Below are 14,144 nucleotides of genomic sequence, written 5' to 3'. Positions count from 1 at the left end.
CTTCTGGATGGAAATCAACAAGGTGTGTGGCCTGAGCCTCCCGAAAATGCCTTGCCGGGCTGGATGCCTGAGATTTAGCCGGTCGATACAGCAGGGTGAGGCGGGCCTCTCCCGGGGAAAGCATGTTCGTTGCATACCAAGCGAATCATGGGCAGCGATGGCCCGCGCGCCAATGCGGCACAGGCCAACTCCACGCTGCAGCGCATCGCCTGCCGCGCCTAGCTGGTCCAGCGTAAAGACGCAATATCGTGCGTATAGATGGGGTAGTTCATCCAAAGGCCCTGCAAGCCCTTGCGTGCCACGGCACTGATCTGTGAATTAAACAACCAGACGTTGGCTGCATCCTGGGCTAAATACCGTTGCATGGCGGCGTACAACAACTGGCGCTCACGCGGGTTGCGGGATGCTGCGTGGCGATGTGTCAGGTCGCGGAAATCTGCGCTGTCATAGCCAAAGTAATACCCGGGATCGGCATAGATCATGTGATCCAGCGGCTCGACATGGTTGATCAGCGTCAGATCGAAGTTGCCCTGGAAGGTATGGTTAAGCCACTCCTGCCACGTCACTGGCTGGAGGCGCACCCGAATGCCAACTTTCTCCAAATACGCGGCGATGAAGGGGCCTCCTTCGCGGGCGTACGGCACGGGAAGCAGGGTCAGCGTGAGTTCCAGGGGCGCCTTCACGCCAGCTTGTTGGAGCAGCTCTTTGGCACGCTCCGGGCTGTAAGCATGCAGGTGCGCAAGATTCAGGAAGCCAGGGTCCGTAGGGGCAAAGTGGCTGCCGATGACATTGCCTTTGCCCTGCAAAATGCTGCTGACGAAAGCTTGGCGATCGATTGCATGGGTGATTGCACGGCGTACCCGTAAATCTTTCAAGACAGGGTGGCGGTGGTTGACGGCCAGCATGCCTTTGCCACTGGACGACCCCAGTAGCACTTGGTAGCGCGGATCGCCGTGGAAGCGGTGCAGATCGTGTGTGATGAAATTGATGAAGACATCCACCTCGCCTTGCTCCAAGGCTCGAGCCTGCTCTTCCAAATTATTGATAAAACGGAACGTGGCGTGCTCGATCGCTGCTTTTTCTGGTGCTCGAAAGGTTGCAGACTTGCGCATTTGCACACTGTGCCCCTTATGCCACCTGACAAATGCATACGGACCAGTACCAATCGGTTGCGTGGCGGCAGAGGCGGCTGAATTAGGGTGAAGGATGACTGCGCTGGCTTCTCCCAGGTGAAAAAGAAAATGTGGATCAGGATTGCGCAGTTCTAGCTCGAAGCGAAGAGCGCCTTTGGCGGTCATGCGCTGAATGTTGTCAAAGACGCTTTTCTTGGCCTTGTTTGGAGAGTTCGGGGCCTGTGCTTGGCGAAAGCTGAAGAGCACACACTCCACATCCAGCGCAGCGCCATCGTGAAAGCGCACATTGGGCACCAACTCAAAGGTGTAGATGCGTTGACTGGCGTCGATCTGCCAGCGGGATGCCAGCAACGGTTCGACGGCTCCGTTTTCGCTGATTTTGACCAAACCCTCAAAGATGTTGTAGAGCACAACTTGGCCGCAGGCTGCTGCTGCAAATCGTGTGGGGTCAAGGCCATCAGGCTCCAGTGCAATATTCAGCGTCACGCTGTCACGCCGGGTTTGAGCGATTGCGGACAGTGGCAGGCAAGCGGCCAACCCAGTCGCACCCAATTGCTGGAGGCAGTGGCGACGAGGAAGATTCGGTGCAGGCTTGAGAGGGGGCATGGCGTGCTTGGTTATTGGCTGGTAATACAGCGTGTATCTATTAGTATCTGATAATGGAGTGAGCGCATGCTGCTTGTTGGCAGTTATTTGACGCCAAGTATTAATGTTAAGAGGCTGGGTTTTATCTTTCCAACCTGCAGACAATCTGTGACCTCGCGTATAGGCATGACCCATCGGTCGCCGACAGATTGCTGAATCGGCATGCACAAGCTTCAACAGTACAAAGACAAACATCTCTGGCATGTGATCGCAGTCGTGATCATCGTGCAAGTTGTACTCGCTTGGGCAGGCATACACGTCTATACAGAGCGTGAGCTGCGTTATCGCCACCAAATAGAGAGTGGGCTCAAGGGCAACAACGACCGGGTACTCCAGAGTTTGGCCAAGTGGCGGGCCAGCACGCTGGCTGCAGCAGAGTCACTGATGGACGATAGGCTGTTTTCCCGGGCCTTATCACGCTGGCTGGTTCAGTACGAAGCACTGGTACGCGATGATTTGGAAAACCGTCTGCGCAGCCTGACGGAGCGCAACGAATTTGCCAAAGTGCTGTTACTTGATACCGATGGGCGCATCCTGCTAGCAACGGCGGGTGCGGAGGAGCGCATGCTCCCTGCGCGTGAACATGCGGCGTTGCAGCAAGCCTTGCAGCAAGCGCAAGCGGTGGTGGTTGAACCTTACCAACAGATCCAGTTTGCATACCCCACGTTCTCCGTGCTCACCCCTTTGTACGATGGTTTGCAGCCTTTGGGTGCGCTGTGGATGGTGGTGGACTTGCGCGCCAACTTGTTCCCACTCTTGAATGCGATTCAGCAAGGCAGCGCTACCGCGGAATCGATGTTGTTGCAGCGCGAAGGCTCGGACGTGGTGCACATCAATCCGTTGCGGCATCGCATTTCCCAGCCATTGGAAAGACTGGCTTCGATGGAGCAGGATGATGACCTGGTGGCGGTGCAGGCGTTCGCTGGTATTCGTGGCGTTCTTTACGGTCCTGACTATCGCAGGCACCAGGTGTTGGCAGCAAGTGGTGTGGTGCCCGATTCACCCTGGTTACTGGTGAGCAAAATCGATGTAACCGAAGCGTTTGCACACGATCAGCGCAAAGAAGGCGTTTTTTTAGGCCTGCTGATTGGGGTTTCTGCATTCCTCATGTTATCCACGGTGCTGTACTGGATATGGCTCACGGGGAAGCGCGAACATGTGCTCAAACTGGAACTCGAAAACCACATGAGGTGGCTGGAGCGAGCGCAGAAAACGGCATTGCTGGGCTTTTTCTCGATTGATTGGTCCAACCAGAAGATCGCGCTGTCTCCGATGGCGGCAGAGATCTTGGGTACGCAAGGGCTGCAGCAGCTCACTTTCTCCGATTTCGCGCGCTACATACCCTCAGAACAAATCAAACCCATACTGCGCAAACTCTTGGACGTACGACGTGACAGGACGGTGCAAAAAATTGAATTTGATCTGCGTACTCAGCACCAGCAAGCACAGATACGTACTGTGGAGTGCTGGTGCGAAATGGAAGATGTCGCTGTATACGATCAAACAGCCAAGATCATTGGAACCATCCAGGACATCACGCAACGCAAGGCAACAGACCAAGCACTGGAGCAATACCGCAACTTGCTGGAGCACCAGGTACGCAAAGACAGCTTAACGGGACTGTCCAACCGCCGAGCCTTGGATGAGGAGCTTGATCGAGCATGGCGACATGCCATTCGGGAAAACCAACCTTTGGCGGTTTTGGTAATTGATATTGACCATTTCAAAGGCTACAACGACTACTATGGCCATTTGCAGGGGGATGTGTGTCTGCAGCAAGTCGCCCAAGTCCTTAAAAAGCATGTGCAACGCGGTCACGATCATGTATTTCGCTTTGGCGGGGAAGAGTTTGTGGTGTTACTGCCGAACACCACGCTCTCGCAGGCACGGCAGATGGCCGTCCATCTTTGCCAGACCGTTCAAATGCAATCCATCGAAAATGAAGCAGCGCCTGAGAGACAGGTGGTCACTATCAGTGTCGGAGTGGCCTGTATGACACCGACAAAGAGCGATAGTCTGCGAGACTGCCCTTTGATGGAAATGGCGGATGCCGCGCTATATCAAGCTAAAAGTGCTGGGCGTAACCAAGTCTGCGTGCAAAGATCAGACTGACCTTGTTCGGGTATTTTTGAAAGCTGCTCCGAGTGGCGCCTCTGCACACATCCTGTGTGAGGCGAGCGTCCCTCCAAGCTGAATCACACCGAGTTGGGTGGCGGTTAGGACGTGTTTACATTGCCCAATTGCTCAAGGATTAGCGCTGAGGTAAAGGCGATGTACCCGACATCCAGCCTGTCGTAACGTGTAAAGAAACGACGATAGGCGTTTATTCGCTGAAACACTTGCTGGCCTTCGTTGCACTGGCGGTATTGCCTTTTATCTAACCGCCTGGGATGCCCTCGTCTTGGGTGTGCAGCCTCGACAGTAGTAAGTTGCGCCGCAGTGCTGCTGCCCGAATGTCATCGCCTTCGTAGGCGCTATCCGTGAGCAGATAGACAAGTGCAGGTTGTGGGCCAATGACTGCTGTTATGCCTACAAGCCGTCCTGTTGATCTGTTCGATGCTGACAGCAGGCGAGTAATGCGCGCCCGTACAACGAGCGGTGCATTGCGCTTCATGCATGGTCAATCTGGCTTATTCAGGGTGCGTGGTACGTTTTCTGATGAACAGGCGGTGAACACCTTGTTCATCTTGCCTTCAGGACGATCTTGCAACAATTTCACCTAAGCAGAAAACTGAACCCATGCTTGCTGTCGTACCAATGGTAAGTGACTTGGATGGTCGCAAGCAGGAGGGGGCTGCGTGAACCGCGCATTGTCATAAGGCGTCAACTGTGCAAGTCTTTATGCATGGGCCATTTGTTGTAGGAACATTCGATGAAATATCCACTTTCTTTGCGCCGTAGCTTGCTGGTGTTGTCGCTGGGTCTGAGCGCCTTGCCCACCTGGGCGGATGACGATTGCGAAGCACCGTTAAATCGCTGGCAGACACGCGAGGCGGTACGTCAAATGGGGGTTGCACAAGGCTGGCAAATTCAGCGCCTCAAGATTGACGATGGTTGCTATGAAGTACGCGGCATAGATGCCCAAGGACGCAGCTTCAAAGCCAAGATTGACCCGGAAACGCTGCAGGTGTTGAAGATGAAGCAAGACCGCCACCAGCGCACTCGGGAGCATGCGCGCGATCACGAGGAGGGGGAGGCGGAGCAGCACAAGCGCTCACCGTCATCGGAAGGTGCGCCGATGTCTACCCCCGCACCTGCATCTGGCTCCATTCCGCGTGGCCAGGTTGAGTAACTGCTGTCCTTCATTCTCACGAGGAGTATCACCATGTCCAAGCCCATATCTACCATTTTGGCCACTGCCTGTGCGCTGGCTCTCCCCACACTGGCGCATAGCCGCCCACTCACATTGACCGCACAGCTCAAGAACTACGGTGGTGATGGCGCTTACCTGGCAGCGTACTTGACCGATGCCAAGGGCACGTATGTCCGCACCCTGTGGGTGGCTGGTGGTAAGGCTAAGTACTACAAACACTTGGCAGACTGGAACCGACTCTCGGCCGCTGATGCCAAACGTCTGAACGGGGTCACTGGTGCCAGCGTGGGTGCGGGGCGGACGCTCAAGGTCACAGCCGATCTGGCCGATGCGCTGATCGACGCTGGCTATGAAATCCGCATCGACGCAGCGGCCGAAGACATGCGGGACAGCCCATCGGAGGTGCGTATTCCGCTGTCTAGTACCAATGCAGGTAAGCCCCAGTCTGGCAAGCAGTACATCCAGTCAGCCACCTTCCAATTCCAGTAAAGAGACGCACATGGCCTGGAAAGCAATTCACCGCTGGCTGGGACTGACCTTGGGAGCCCTGGCGGTGGTGCTGGGACTCAGTGGCGCCGTGCTTGCAATTGACCCAGTGCAGCAAGCCTGGGAGGCTCCGGCGGTTCCAGGCGATTTGCCCGTTGCTACGCTGGTGGATCGTGTGTCCCACACCGTCTCTGGTGTGGAAGAAATCCGGCGGCTTCCCTCGGGTGCCATCGTGGCCTTCAGTTTTACGGGGGATCAGCCACAGGCGTCGTACGTGGACCCTGCTGATGGTCGGGTGCTGGGCGCATGGCATCCGTCGGCACTGCCGCGTTGGGTGAAGAATGTGCACCGTTCTCTGTTGCTGGGTGACGCCGGGCGCTGGGGCACAGCAGCTGTTGCGCTGACCATGGGGCTGCTGTGCATTTCTGCCTGGGTGCTGCTGCTGCGACGTATGGGCGGTTGGCGTCGGCTGGCTGGGCGCGTGCGTGGCTCGCTGGCGCAGCGTATTCACGTGGTTACAGGGCGCGTCGTGCTTGCCATTCTTTGCCTCTCCTCCATCACCGCTCTCACCATGAGCGCGTCGACGTTGGGGCTGGTAGAGCTGGACACCATGACAGAACCTGAGGTGTTGTCGGTGGTCGCCGGTCGGACAGATATGCCTGCTGCGCAGCTTGCGGCGCTGCAAAGCATTCAGGCCAAAGATTTGCGCAAGCTGAATTTGCCCTATGCCACAGACCCGCAGGACACGTGGCAGGTGGTGACCGCCCAAGGGCAAGGGTGGATCGACCGGTACTCGGGTCAGATGCTGGCCTGGCAGGAAGCCACCTTGGCGCAACGTGTGTACGACTTGGCGCTGGTGCTGCACACCGGCGAAACGGCGTGGCTCTGGGCGGTCATCTTGGGATTGGCGGGTGCCAGCGTGCTGCTGTTTTGGTGGTCGGGTATCGTCATCTGGTGGCAAGCACGCCGTCTGGCCCCCCACATCACGGGCAATGCCCCGCTGGCACAGGCGGATGTGCTTATCTTTGTAGCCAGTGAAGGCGGCAGCTCCTGGGGATTTGCCCAAACGCTGCAAGATGCGCTGCGCCAGAGTGGCCACCGTGTGCACAGCAGCGCGCTGGAGCACTTTCAAGTGCCCCCCGCAACGCGGCAGGTGTTTGTGCTCGCCGCGACCTATGGTGAAGGGCAGGCTCCTGCACATGCCCGCCACGCCTTGGAGCGCATCACCCAGCAACCGAATGCCAGTGCGGTGCCCGTCACCGTGCTGGGGTTTGGCGACCGGCAGTTCCCCGCCTTCTGCGCGTTCGCCAAAGCGCTGGATCAAACCCTGCGTGCGCAAGGCTGGCCGGCGTTGTTGCCCATCGAGTGCATCCATCAGCAATCGGGCCAGCAATTTGCGCGCTGGGGTGCTGCCCTGGGGCAAGCGCTGGGTGATTCGCTGGTGCTGGAGCATGTCCCACGCGTGCCGCCAACCACGGCGCTCACGCTGATCGCACGGCAGGACTATGTGGGTGCAACCGGACAAGCCACCGCCATCCTGCGCTTTGCATGGCCCGCACCGCGTTTGGGCACCCGCCTGCGCGGACAAAGTCTGGCGCGATTTGATGCGGGTGATCTGGTGGGCATCCTGCCCCCAGGCTCGCCAGTACCGCGCTATTACTCGCTGGCGTCGGGCTGGGACGATGGGTTCCTGGAAATCTGCGTGCGCCACATGCCTGCAGGCCAGTGCTCTACACACTTGCTGAACCTGCACCACGGGGATCAGATCAAGGCTTTTATCCGTTCCAATCCTGGGTTTGCCCTGCCACGATCCACACGACCAGTGATTCTGATCGGCGCGGGCACGGGAGTGGCTCCGCTGGCCGGCTTTATTCGCCGTAACGACCGTCTGCGCCCCATGCATCTTTATTTTGGGGCACGTGATCCCGCGCGAGATTTTTACTTTGGCCCTGAAATTCAACAATGGTTAGCAGAAGGACGCTTGACCACGCTGCAGACGACGTTCTCTCGCATCCCCGATGGCGGTGGCTATGTGCAAAACGCCTTGCACCGTGATGCCGAGCGCATACGGGCATTGATCACCCAAGGCGCCATCGTGCGTGTGTGCGGCAGCCGCGCCATGGCCCAAGGCGTCGCCGAGGCACTTAATGCGGTCCTGCAACCACTGGCGTGGAGCGTTGCCACGCTGAAAGCCGAGGAGCGTTATGCCGAAGATGTCTTCTGAAGCAGCAGTCCGTAGCCAGCGTATGACATTGCATGGCCCAACGATGGGTACTCGCTGGTCTGCCAGTATCGACGCGGGCTCAGCTGCTGAGTTGTCTGTCTTGCGGCAAGACCTTGCTGCTGCGGTGGAGCAAGTGGATGCACAGATGTCGCCCTGGAAACCGCACAGCGACCTGGTGCGCCTGAACCGTGCGCCTGTGGACGAATGGGTGCCCCTCTCTCCTGAAATATTGGAGGTGCTGGACTGCGCACTGGAGGTGCAGCGCCTGAGTGCAGGTGCATTCCATCCCTGCGTGGGTGCTTTGGTCGATGCCTGGGGGTTTGGTGCAGCGCGCGAGACGGCCGACGCGCAAGCCATTCGCGCAGCACGCCAGTCTTTGCCCCTTGCTGCGCACGGATGCTTGGAACTGGACAAAGCGGCAGGCCGTGTTCGCAAGCATGTGGCGTTGCAAATCGACTTGTGCGGCATTGCGAAAGGATACGCGGTAGACCGCATGGCCGATGTGCTACATAAGCACGGCGTGCAGCATGCGCTGGTGGCGCTGGATGGGGAACTGCGCGCTGTGGGCCCCCAGGCCAGCGGCATGCCCTGGGCCGTGGCATTGGAAAGCCCTGAGACTGGCAGCCGCACAGTACACAGTGTGATTGAGCTGGAAGATCTGGCCGTGGCCACCTCGGGTGACTACCGCCGTTACCTGGAGGTAGGCAATCAGCGCCTGGCACACACCATGGATGCACGCAGCGGTGCTCCCGTGAACAACGCCGTAGCTTCCGTCACCGTGCTGGCACGCACTTGCATGCAGGCGGATGCCTGGGCCACGGCCTTGCTGGTTGCAGGCCCTGATGAAGGGTTGGCGATGGCACAGCGGATGGGCATGGATGTGCTCTTCTTGCTCCGTCATGCGCGAGGGTTGACGGAGGTGGGGTTGGGCAGGTTTGGCAACTCGGTAGATCCGTTCCAGTGTGCTGATCGGGCCAATCGAAATAGGTAAGTGGCGTGCCGGCAGCAGCAATGATCTTGCAGCTTATGCATTAATTTCTTCAGCAAATCTTGCTGGTTTATGAGGCTTCTATTGGCCCTGAACTAGAAGGCCTGCTCGTCTGCTATTTCTTCTCCATACAAAAAATTTTTCTTGTGCTGCTCATAAACAAGCATGCAGCATAAAAAATAATTTAAATAAATTCATGAGTGACAACTTGCGTGAATAATATTTTTTATATTCATCAAAATTTCTATTAATATTTATCGATGCTTTAAAGATCTTATTTTTTAATGGTTTCTTCGCGCTTTTGGTCGATAAAAAATAATTATGCTTTGGTTGTTTTGCATAGGCTCTATTTTATTTTGGCAGTTTGTTGGGTTTTTCGATTTGATGATTAGCCTGGATGCGATTTTTTGCTTTTAATTACCTTGAATAACTTAATTTTACACAGTGTGAGATTTCCGTTTTTCTTACAAAGAATTTAGGGCGCAAAACAGATTGTTTTCTATAATTAAATTTTGAGTTCAGCCGAGGATAAGTAGGTGAAATCTGCAGACTTCTTATGCAGCCGTTGAGGTTTTATTTACAGTCCCGGTATTTCATGTGTGTAGGTATATGCCCACGGCAGCATGCCTGCCTGCCCGACAAAATGGATTATTTGAGATCGGTAGATTCTGTTTTGTGCCACGCAAAAGTGGTCACCCCTTAATAAGTCTTGACAAAGACTATCTGGGTTCTGATAAACAGCAACGATCTAAAGGAGTGCTCATGCAGTTCACGCAAAAAATTCTCTCGGTATGTGTGGCAACACTGATGGCGTCGTCTGCCTTCGCTTTAACACCTGCGGAAAAAAATGCAGAAAAAACACGAATTGAGGCGGAGTACAAAGCTGCCAAGCAGCAATGCAAATCGATGAAGGGCAACGCCAAAGATGTATGCGAAAAGCAAGCGAGTGGTCACGAAAAAGTGGGCAAGGCCGAACTGAATTTTCGTGCAGACGGTAGCGAGTCCAATCGCCATAAACTTGCCAAAGCGAAGGCCGATGCGGACTATGACGTAGCGAAGGAAGAGTGTGACGATCTCTCGGGCAATGCCAAAGATGTGTGTGTAAAAGATGCCAAGGCTGCGCATGTAAAGGCCTTGGAGGCGGCCAAGGTCGCTGAGGCACGCATGGAGACCAATACTAACGCCGCCAGCAAGAAAGCGGATGTAGCCGATGCGCGCCAGGAAGCGGCGGAAAAAGTGCGTGATGCTGAGTACCAAGCCGCCAAAGAACGTTGCGATGCGATGTCAGGCAATGCAAAAGACGCTTGCGTAGCCGATGCCAAGCGCAAGTTTGCGCAATAAGCACGCGACATCCGTGCAACCTGACCCCAGGGGCCTTCGGGCCCTTTTTTATTGGCTGCGTACTGGGGGGGCGGAACCCAAGCTCTCGCGGTTTGTCTTTGTGGGTCATGCGCTCAGAGAGCGAAAGTTAACGCAGGGCTTGGCTGAGACAAATCCGGTGCGCATCTTCCTTCGCGCTGGGATTTGTACGCATAAGACAGACGCATTGCACTGCTTTCTCCATGCCAGCAAAAGCACATAGGGCGGGCTGAAAGCGCTGCCCTAAGAGGTCACAGCGTCAGGGGCCGCTTGTTTCATGGAAGGCTTGGCCCCTAGCTTGGACATCAAAATGGGGTGCGAGGGACTGCTCAGGTCTTGAATCACGAATGCACCGTCTGAGTGCAGGTACAGACACAGTCCAGAGTGCTCAATGCTCTGCAGGTGGCAAGGATCGCCCTCAAGGTTTTGCCAGCCATCCTCCGCACGCAGTTGCATATGCCGAAAGGCTTCAATGTCTTTGTCCGGGGTCGCGGACTCCATATTCACCTTGAGCCAAGTGGAGTGCACCAATTCGAACGCTTCCTCCCGGGAAGCGCAGTCGGGTGCTTTTTCTAGCGCCGCCAAAAAAGCAAAGATTCGGCGTATGCGTTGCTGGGGCATATGGTCTCCCTATATTCTTGTCATAGGTCAATGTAGCTGTTTCAGCACAGCGTGGCGTGAAAAAATTAAAGGTTTTTCACAATCGGCCACAGGTAATTTTAAGACGTGATCGGCGTGCTTTTTTCTGGTAGGACGCCCAGCGCTTCAAGCCTTCAAGCCTTGGGGCGGCGATAGGGTGAACGGAATTCGCGGGGCCTGGTAAGAAACCATTTTTTCGTTGGCCGCGTGGGTGTCAGGCCGCTGTTTACGAGCATGTTCGCCCAGAGTCACCGCCTGTGCGGGCAGGGCACGCAGGCATGGTCTTCAGGGCTATAGGGCATCGGTGGCAGGCATCAGGCCCAGCCGTTTGGCCAGGCGCTGCAAGTTAGCTCGATCCATGTGCAATGCACGGGCGGCGGCGGCCCAGCGGTAACCGTGGGTTTGGAGGGCTTGCTCGACCAGGTGGCGTTCGTACTGTGCCACGGCGCTGCGCAAACTCACACCGTCAGCACAAGCGGTGGGGGCAGTGAAATTTAGGTCAAATTGGCCTTTGCTGCTTGCTGCATCTGCGCCAGCAGCTATCAATGCGGGAGTTAATGCAAAGTCTTGGGCCGTGACCCCCAAGAACTGCCCGGCGGGGCGTGGTCGCCGCAGGGCGTGCAATACAGCGCGGCGCACGGCATGCTCCAGCTCGCGGACATTGCCAGGCCAGTGGTGGGCCAGCAATGCGGACTGCGCATCGGCCTCCAGCCGTAGTCCATCCAGCCCGAACTGTGAGCGTGTGCGCTCCAGAAAATAGCCCGCCAGCACCAGCACATCCCCTTCGCGCGCGCGCAGCGGCGGCACCTGCAGGGGGTAGACGCTGAGCCGGTGGAAGAAGTCTGCCCGCATGCGCCCGGCATGCACCGCAGCAGCCAGGTCTTGGTTGGTGGCGGCGATGATGCGCACATCCACCGTGCGTTCGCGGTCCAACCCCAGTCGCTGGATCTGTCCGCTTTGCAGCACGCGCAGCAGCTTGGCCTGGGTGACCAGGGGCAGCTCCCCCACTTCATCCAGAAACAGTGTGCCTTGGTGCGCCTGCTCGAATTTGCCTTGGCGGTCACCCACGGCGCCGGTGAAGGCCCCGCGCACATGGCCAAACAGTTCGCTTTCCACCAGCGTGTCGGGCAGGGCGGCGCAGTTGATGCTGACAAAAGCCTGGTCGGCACGGTCAGACTGCGCGTGCAGCGCCTGGGCCACCAGTTCTTTGCCCACACCGGTTTCACCCGTGATGAGTACTGCCAGATCACTGGCCGCGACGGTGGCAATGTCGCGCTGCAAGGCGCGCATGGCTGCGCTGTGGCCCAGCAGGCGTGGCGAAGCAACGGGGGTGTGACGGCGAAAGTGTTCGGCGCGCTGGCGTTCGTTGTGCACGCTTTGCTCGAGCTGGCGCAGGTGGGCTGCGGTGGCGACGGTGGCTGAAGCCAAGTTGCAGAAGGCCTGCAGCGTGTGCAGGGGGCCATCCCCCGAAAAACGCCCGGGTTGCAGCGCATCCAGCGTCAGCAGTCCCCAGGGTTGCCCGTCAACCTGCAGCACGCAGCCCATGCAGTCGTGTACCGGCAGCGGTGCGCCGGAATGGTGGGCCACCAAGCCGTCATAGGGGTCGGGCAGGTCGGTGTCGGTGGGAAAGCGCAGCGCTTGGCCTGCCGCCAACAGTGCGGCAAAGCGGGGGTGCTCGGCAACGCGAAAACGCCGGCCCAGGGTGTCTGGGCTCAGGCCATCAATCGCCAGGGGGCGCAACCAGTCATCCCCGTTTTCTCCGCTCTCGCAGCGCAATAGCGCGGCGGCATCGCCGGGGAGCACGGCGCGCAGCGCAGCCAACAAACGGCGGTAACGCTCTGTCTCGGGCAAGCGGCTGGGCAACTCCGCCACCAGAGGCAGCAGGGCGTTCAGCAGGATGGTGGATGTTGTCATATTGACATCATATGTTGTCTATATGACATGAATTGATGCGCGTCAAAAAGACATATTTTTCAATAAGTGATTGATATGTTTCAATAAATTTGTTGGCACAGGCTTTGCGGAGTAGATTGCATGAATGCCGATCCGCACCGCGGCCCATGGGGGGCCGCACGCAGACGGCCATGGAGAGATGTTCCACATGCTGACCGACCGCCAACGCGCCATTGTCAAATCCACCGTGCCCCTGCTGGAAACCGGGGGCGAGGCGCTGACCACCCATTTCTACCGCCTGATGCTGTCTGAAAGCACCGAGGTGCAGCCCCTGTTCAACAGCGTGCACCAGCAAACAGGCGCACAACCCCGTGCGCTGGCCCGCAGCGTGCTGATGTACGCCAAGCACATTGATGACTTGTCCGGTTTGGGCGATCTGCCCGCGCAGATCATCCACAAGCATGTCTCGCTGCAGGTGCAGCCCGAGCATTACCCGATTGTGGGCGGCTTTTTGCTGCGCGCCATCCGCGAAGTGCTGGGCGCCGAGGTAGCCACCGATGAGGTGATTGATGCTTGGACCGCCGCCTACGGGCAACTTGCCGACATCCTGATCGGTGCGGAAAAAGCCACGTACGACGCCAATGCCGATGCTCCCGGAGGCTGGAAGGGTGCGCGCCGTTTTGTGGTGGCCGCCAAGCAGGCAGAAACGCCCGAGATCACCAGCTTCACTCTGCACCCCGAAGACGGAGGCGCCGTGCTGGCCTACCAGCCCGGGCAGTTCATCGGCCTGCGGGTGGAGGTGGACGGCAAGGAGCAGCGGCGCAACTACTCGCTGTCGCAGCTGGCCGATGGCCGCAGCCTGCGCATCAGCGTCAAACGCGAAGCGCAGGGCGTGGTCTCCAACCACTTGCACCAGCAGGTGCAGGTGGGGGATGTGCTCGAGGTCTTCCCGCCCGCTGGGCACTTCACCCTCGATGACACGGCCAAACCCCTGGTATTGATGGGTGCGGGCGTGGGCATTACCCCGCTGATGGCGATGCTGCAACAAGGCTTGCTGGCGGGCCGCGCGGTTACCTTCATTCATTGCGCACGCAGCCCCGAGTTGCAGGCGTTTCGCAGCGATTTGCTGAGCCTGGCCGCGCAGCACCCGCAGTTGCAACTGCGCTTTGGCTATGAACAAGCGGCCGACCAGTTGCCTGCCCGTGGAGCCGAGGTAGCCCAAGGCATGCCCGATGCCGACTTGCTGACCCGCTGGCTGCCCGCCGAGCGCGACGTGCAGGCCTACTACCTGGGCCCGGTGGGCTTTATGCGCCTGGCCAAGCAGGTGCTGCACCGTGCGGGGGTGCCGGATGCGCAGGCGCGCTGCGAGTTTTTCGGCCCTGCCCAGACCTTGGCAGCCTGAAACCCTGCTGATGGTGGTGCCAGCAGCCTGTGGCATGCTGGGGGTGTGGGTGATCTGCACCA

Annotated in this window: 10 protein-coding genes; 7 read left to right on the top strand and 3 right to left on the bottom strand. The window is 57.9% G+C overall.

The features are described from left to right. Positions 1 to 218: 218 nt before the first annotated feature. Positions 219 to 1,982, bottom strand: coding sequence for an ABC transporter substrate-binding protein (locus tag B3R00_RS08055; protein ID WP_286998548.1), 1,764 nt, complete (start codon positions 1,980 to 1,982; stop codon positions 219 to 221). Here B3R00_RS08055 and B3R00_RS08050 point away from each other — a divergent pair. The 6 genes from B3R00_RS08050 (at position 1,941) to B3R00_RS08025 (ending at position 10,130) form a co-directional block, all read left to right on the top strand. Further along, entirely contained in the window at positions 1,941 to 3,890 is a 1,950-nt protein-coding gene (locus B3R00_RS08050) for a diguanylate cyclase domain-containing protein (RefSeq protein ID WP_286998547.1), read from the top strand. The two genes, B3R00_RS08055 and B3R00_RS08050, sit on opposite strands and share 42 nt — an antisense overlap. 760 nt (positions 3,891 to 4,650) lie before the next feature. After that, entirely contained in the window at positions 4,651 to 5,070 is a 420-nt protein-coding gene (locus tag B3R00_RS08045) for a PepSY domain-containing protein (RefSeq protein WP_286998545.1), read from the top strand. A 33-nt stretch (positions 5,071 to 5,103) separates the two neighbouring features. Next, positions 5,104 to 5,580: a DUF2271 domain-containing protein gene (locus B3R00_RS08040; protein ID WP_286998544.1), complete on the top strand. Its 477-nt coding sequence runs from the start codon at positions 5,104 to 5,106 to the stop codon at positions 5,578 to 5,580. Between the two features lie 10 nt (positions 5,581 to 5,590). Further along, positions 5,591 to 7,801 carry a PepSY domain-containing protein gene (locus B3R00_RS08035; RefSeq protein WP_286998543.1) on the top strand — a complete coding sequence of 737 codons (2,211 nt, stop codon included), beginning with the start codon at positions 5,591 to 5,593 and terminating at the stop codon, positions 7,799 to 7,801. Continuing rightward, complete coding sequence (locus B3R00_RS08030; RefSeq protein WP_286998542.1) at positions 7,782 to 8,792, top strand: FAD:protein FMN transferase; 1,011 nt, start codon at positions 7,782 to 7,784, stop codon at positions 8,790 to 8,792. The genes B3R00_RS08035 and B3R00_RS08030 overlap by 20 nt, the downstream gene beginning before the upstream one ends. Positions 8,793 to 9,551: 759 nt before the next feature. Then, entirely contained in the window at positions 9,552 to 10,130 is a 579-nt protein-coding gene (locus B3R00_RS08025) for a hypothetical protein (protein WP_286998541.1), read from the top strand. A gap of 261 nt (positions 10,131 to 10,391) precedes the next feature. Here the strand turns inward: B3R00_RS08025 and B3R00_RS08020 are convergent, their stop codons facing one another. Next, entirely contained in the window at positions 10,392 to 10,769 is a 378-nt protein-coding gene (locus B3R00_RS08020) for a hypothetical protein (RefSeq protein WP_286998539.1), read from the bottom strand. Between the two features lie 309 nt (positions 10,770 to 11,078). Next, a complete protein-coding gene (gene norR / locus B3R00_RS08015; protein ID WP_286998538.1) occupies positions 11,079 to 12,701 on the bottom strand; it encodes a nitric oxide reductase transcriptional regulator NorR in 1,623 nt (540 codons plus the stop codon). A gap of 187 nt (positions 12,702 to 12,888) precedes the next feature. On the opposite strand from norR, the gene hmpA reads away from it, so the two are divergent. After that, positions 12,889 to 14,082, top strand: a complete 1,194-nt coding sequence (gene hmpA, locus B3R00_RS08010; RefSeq protein WP_286998554.1) for an NO-inducible flavohemoprotein — start codon at positions 12,889 to 12,891, stop codon at positions 14,080 to 14,082. Positions 14,083 to 14,144: the final 62 nt, after the last annotated feature.

The sequence above is a fragment of the Comamonas sp. UBA7840 genome, from assembly GCF_002501455.1.
Lineage (GTDB): Bacteria > Pseudomonadota > Gammaproteobacteria > Burkholderiales > Burkholderiaceae_C > Comamonas > Comamonas jiangduensis.
This window is presented reverse-complemented; position numbering and strand designations above follow the sequence as displayed.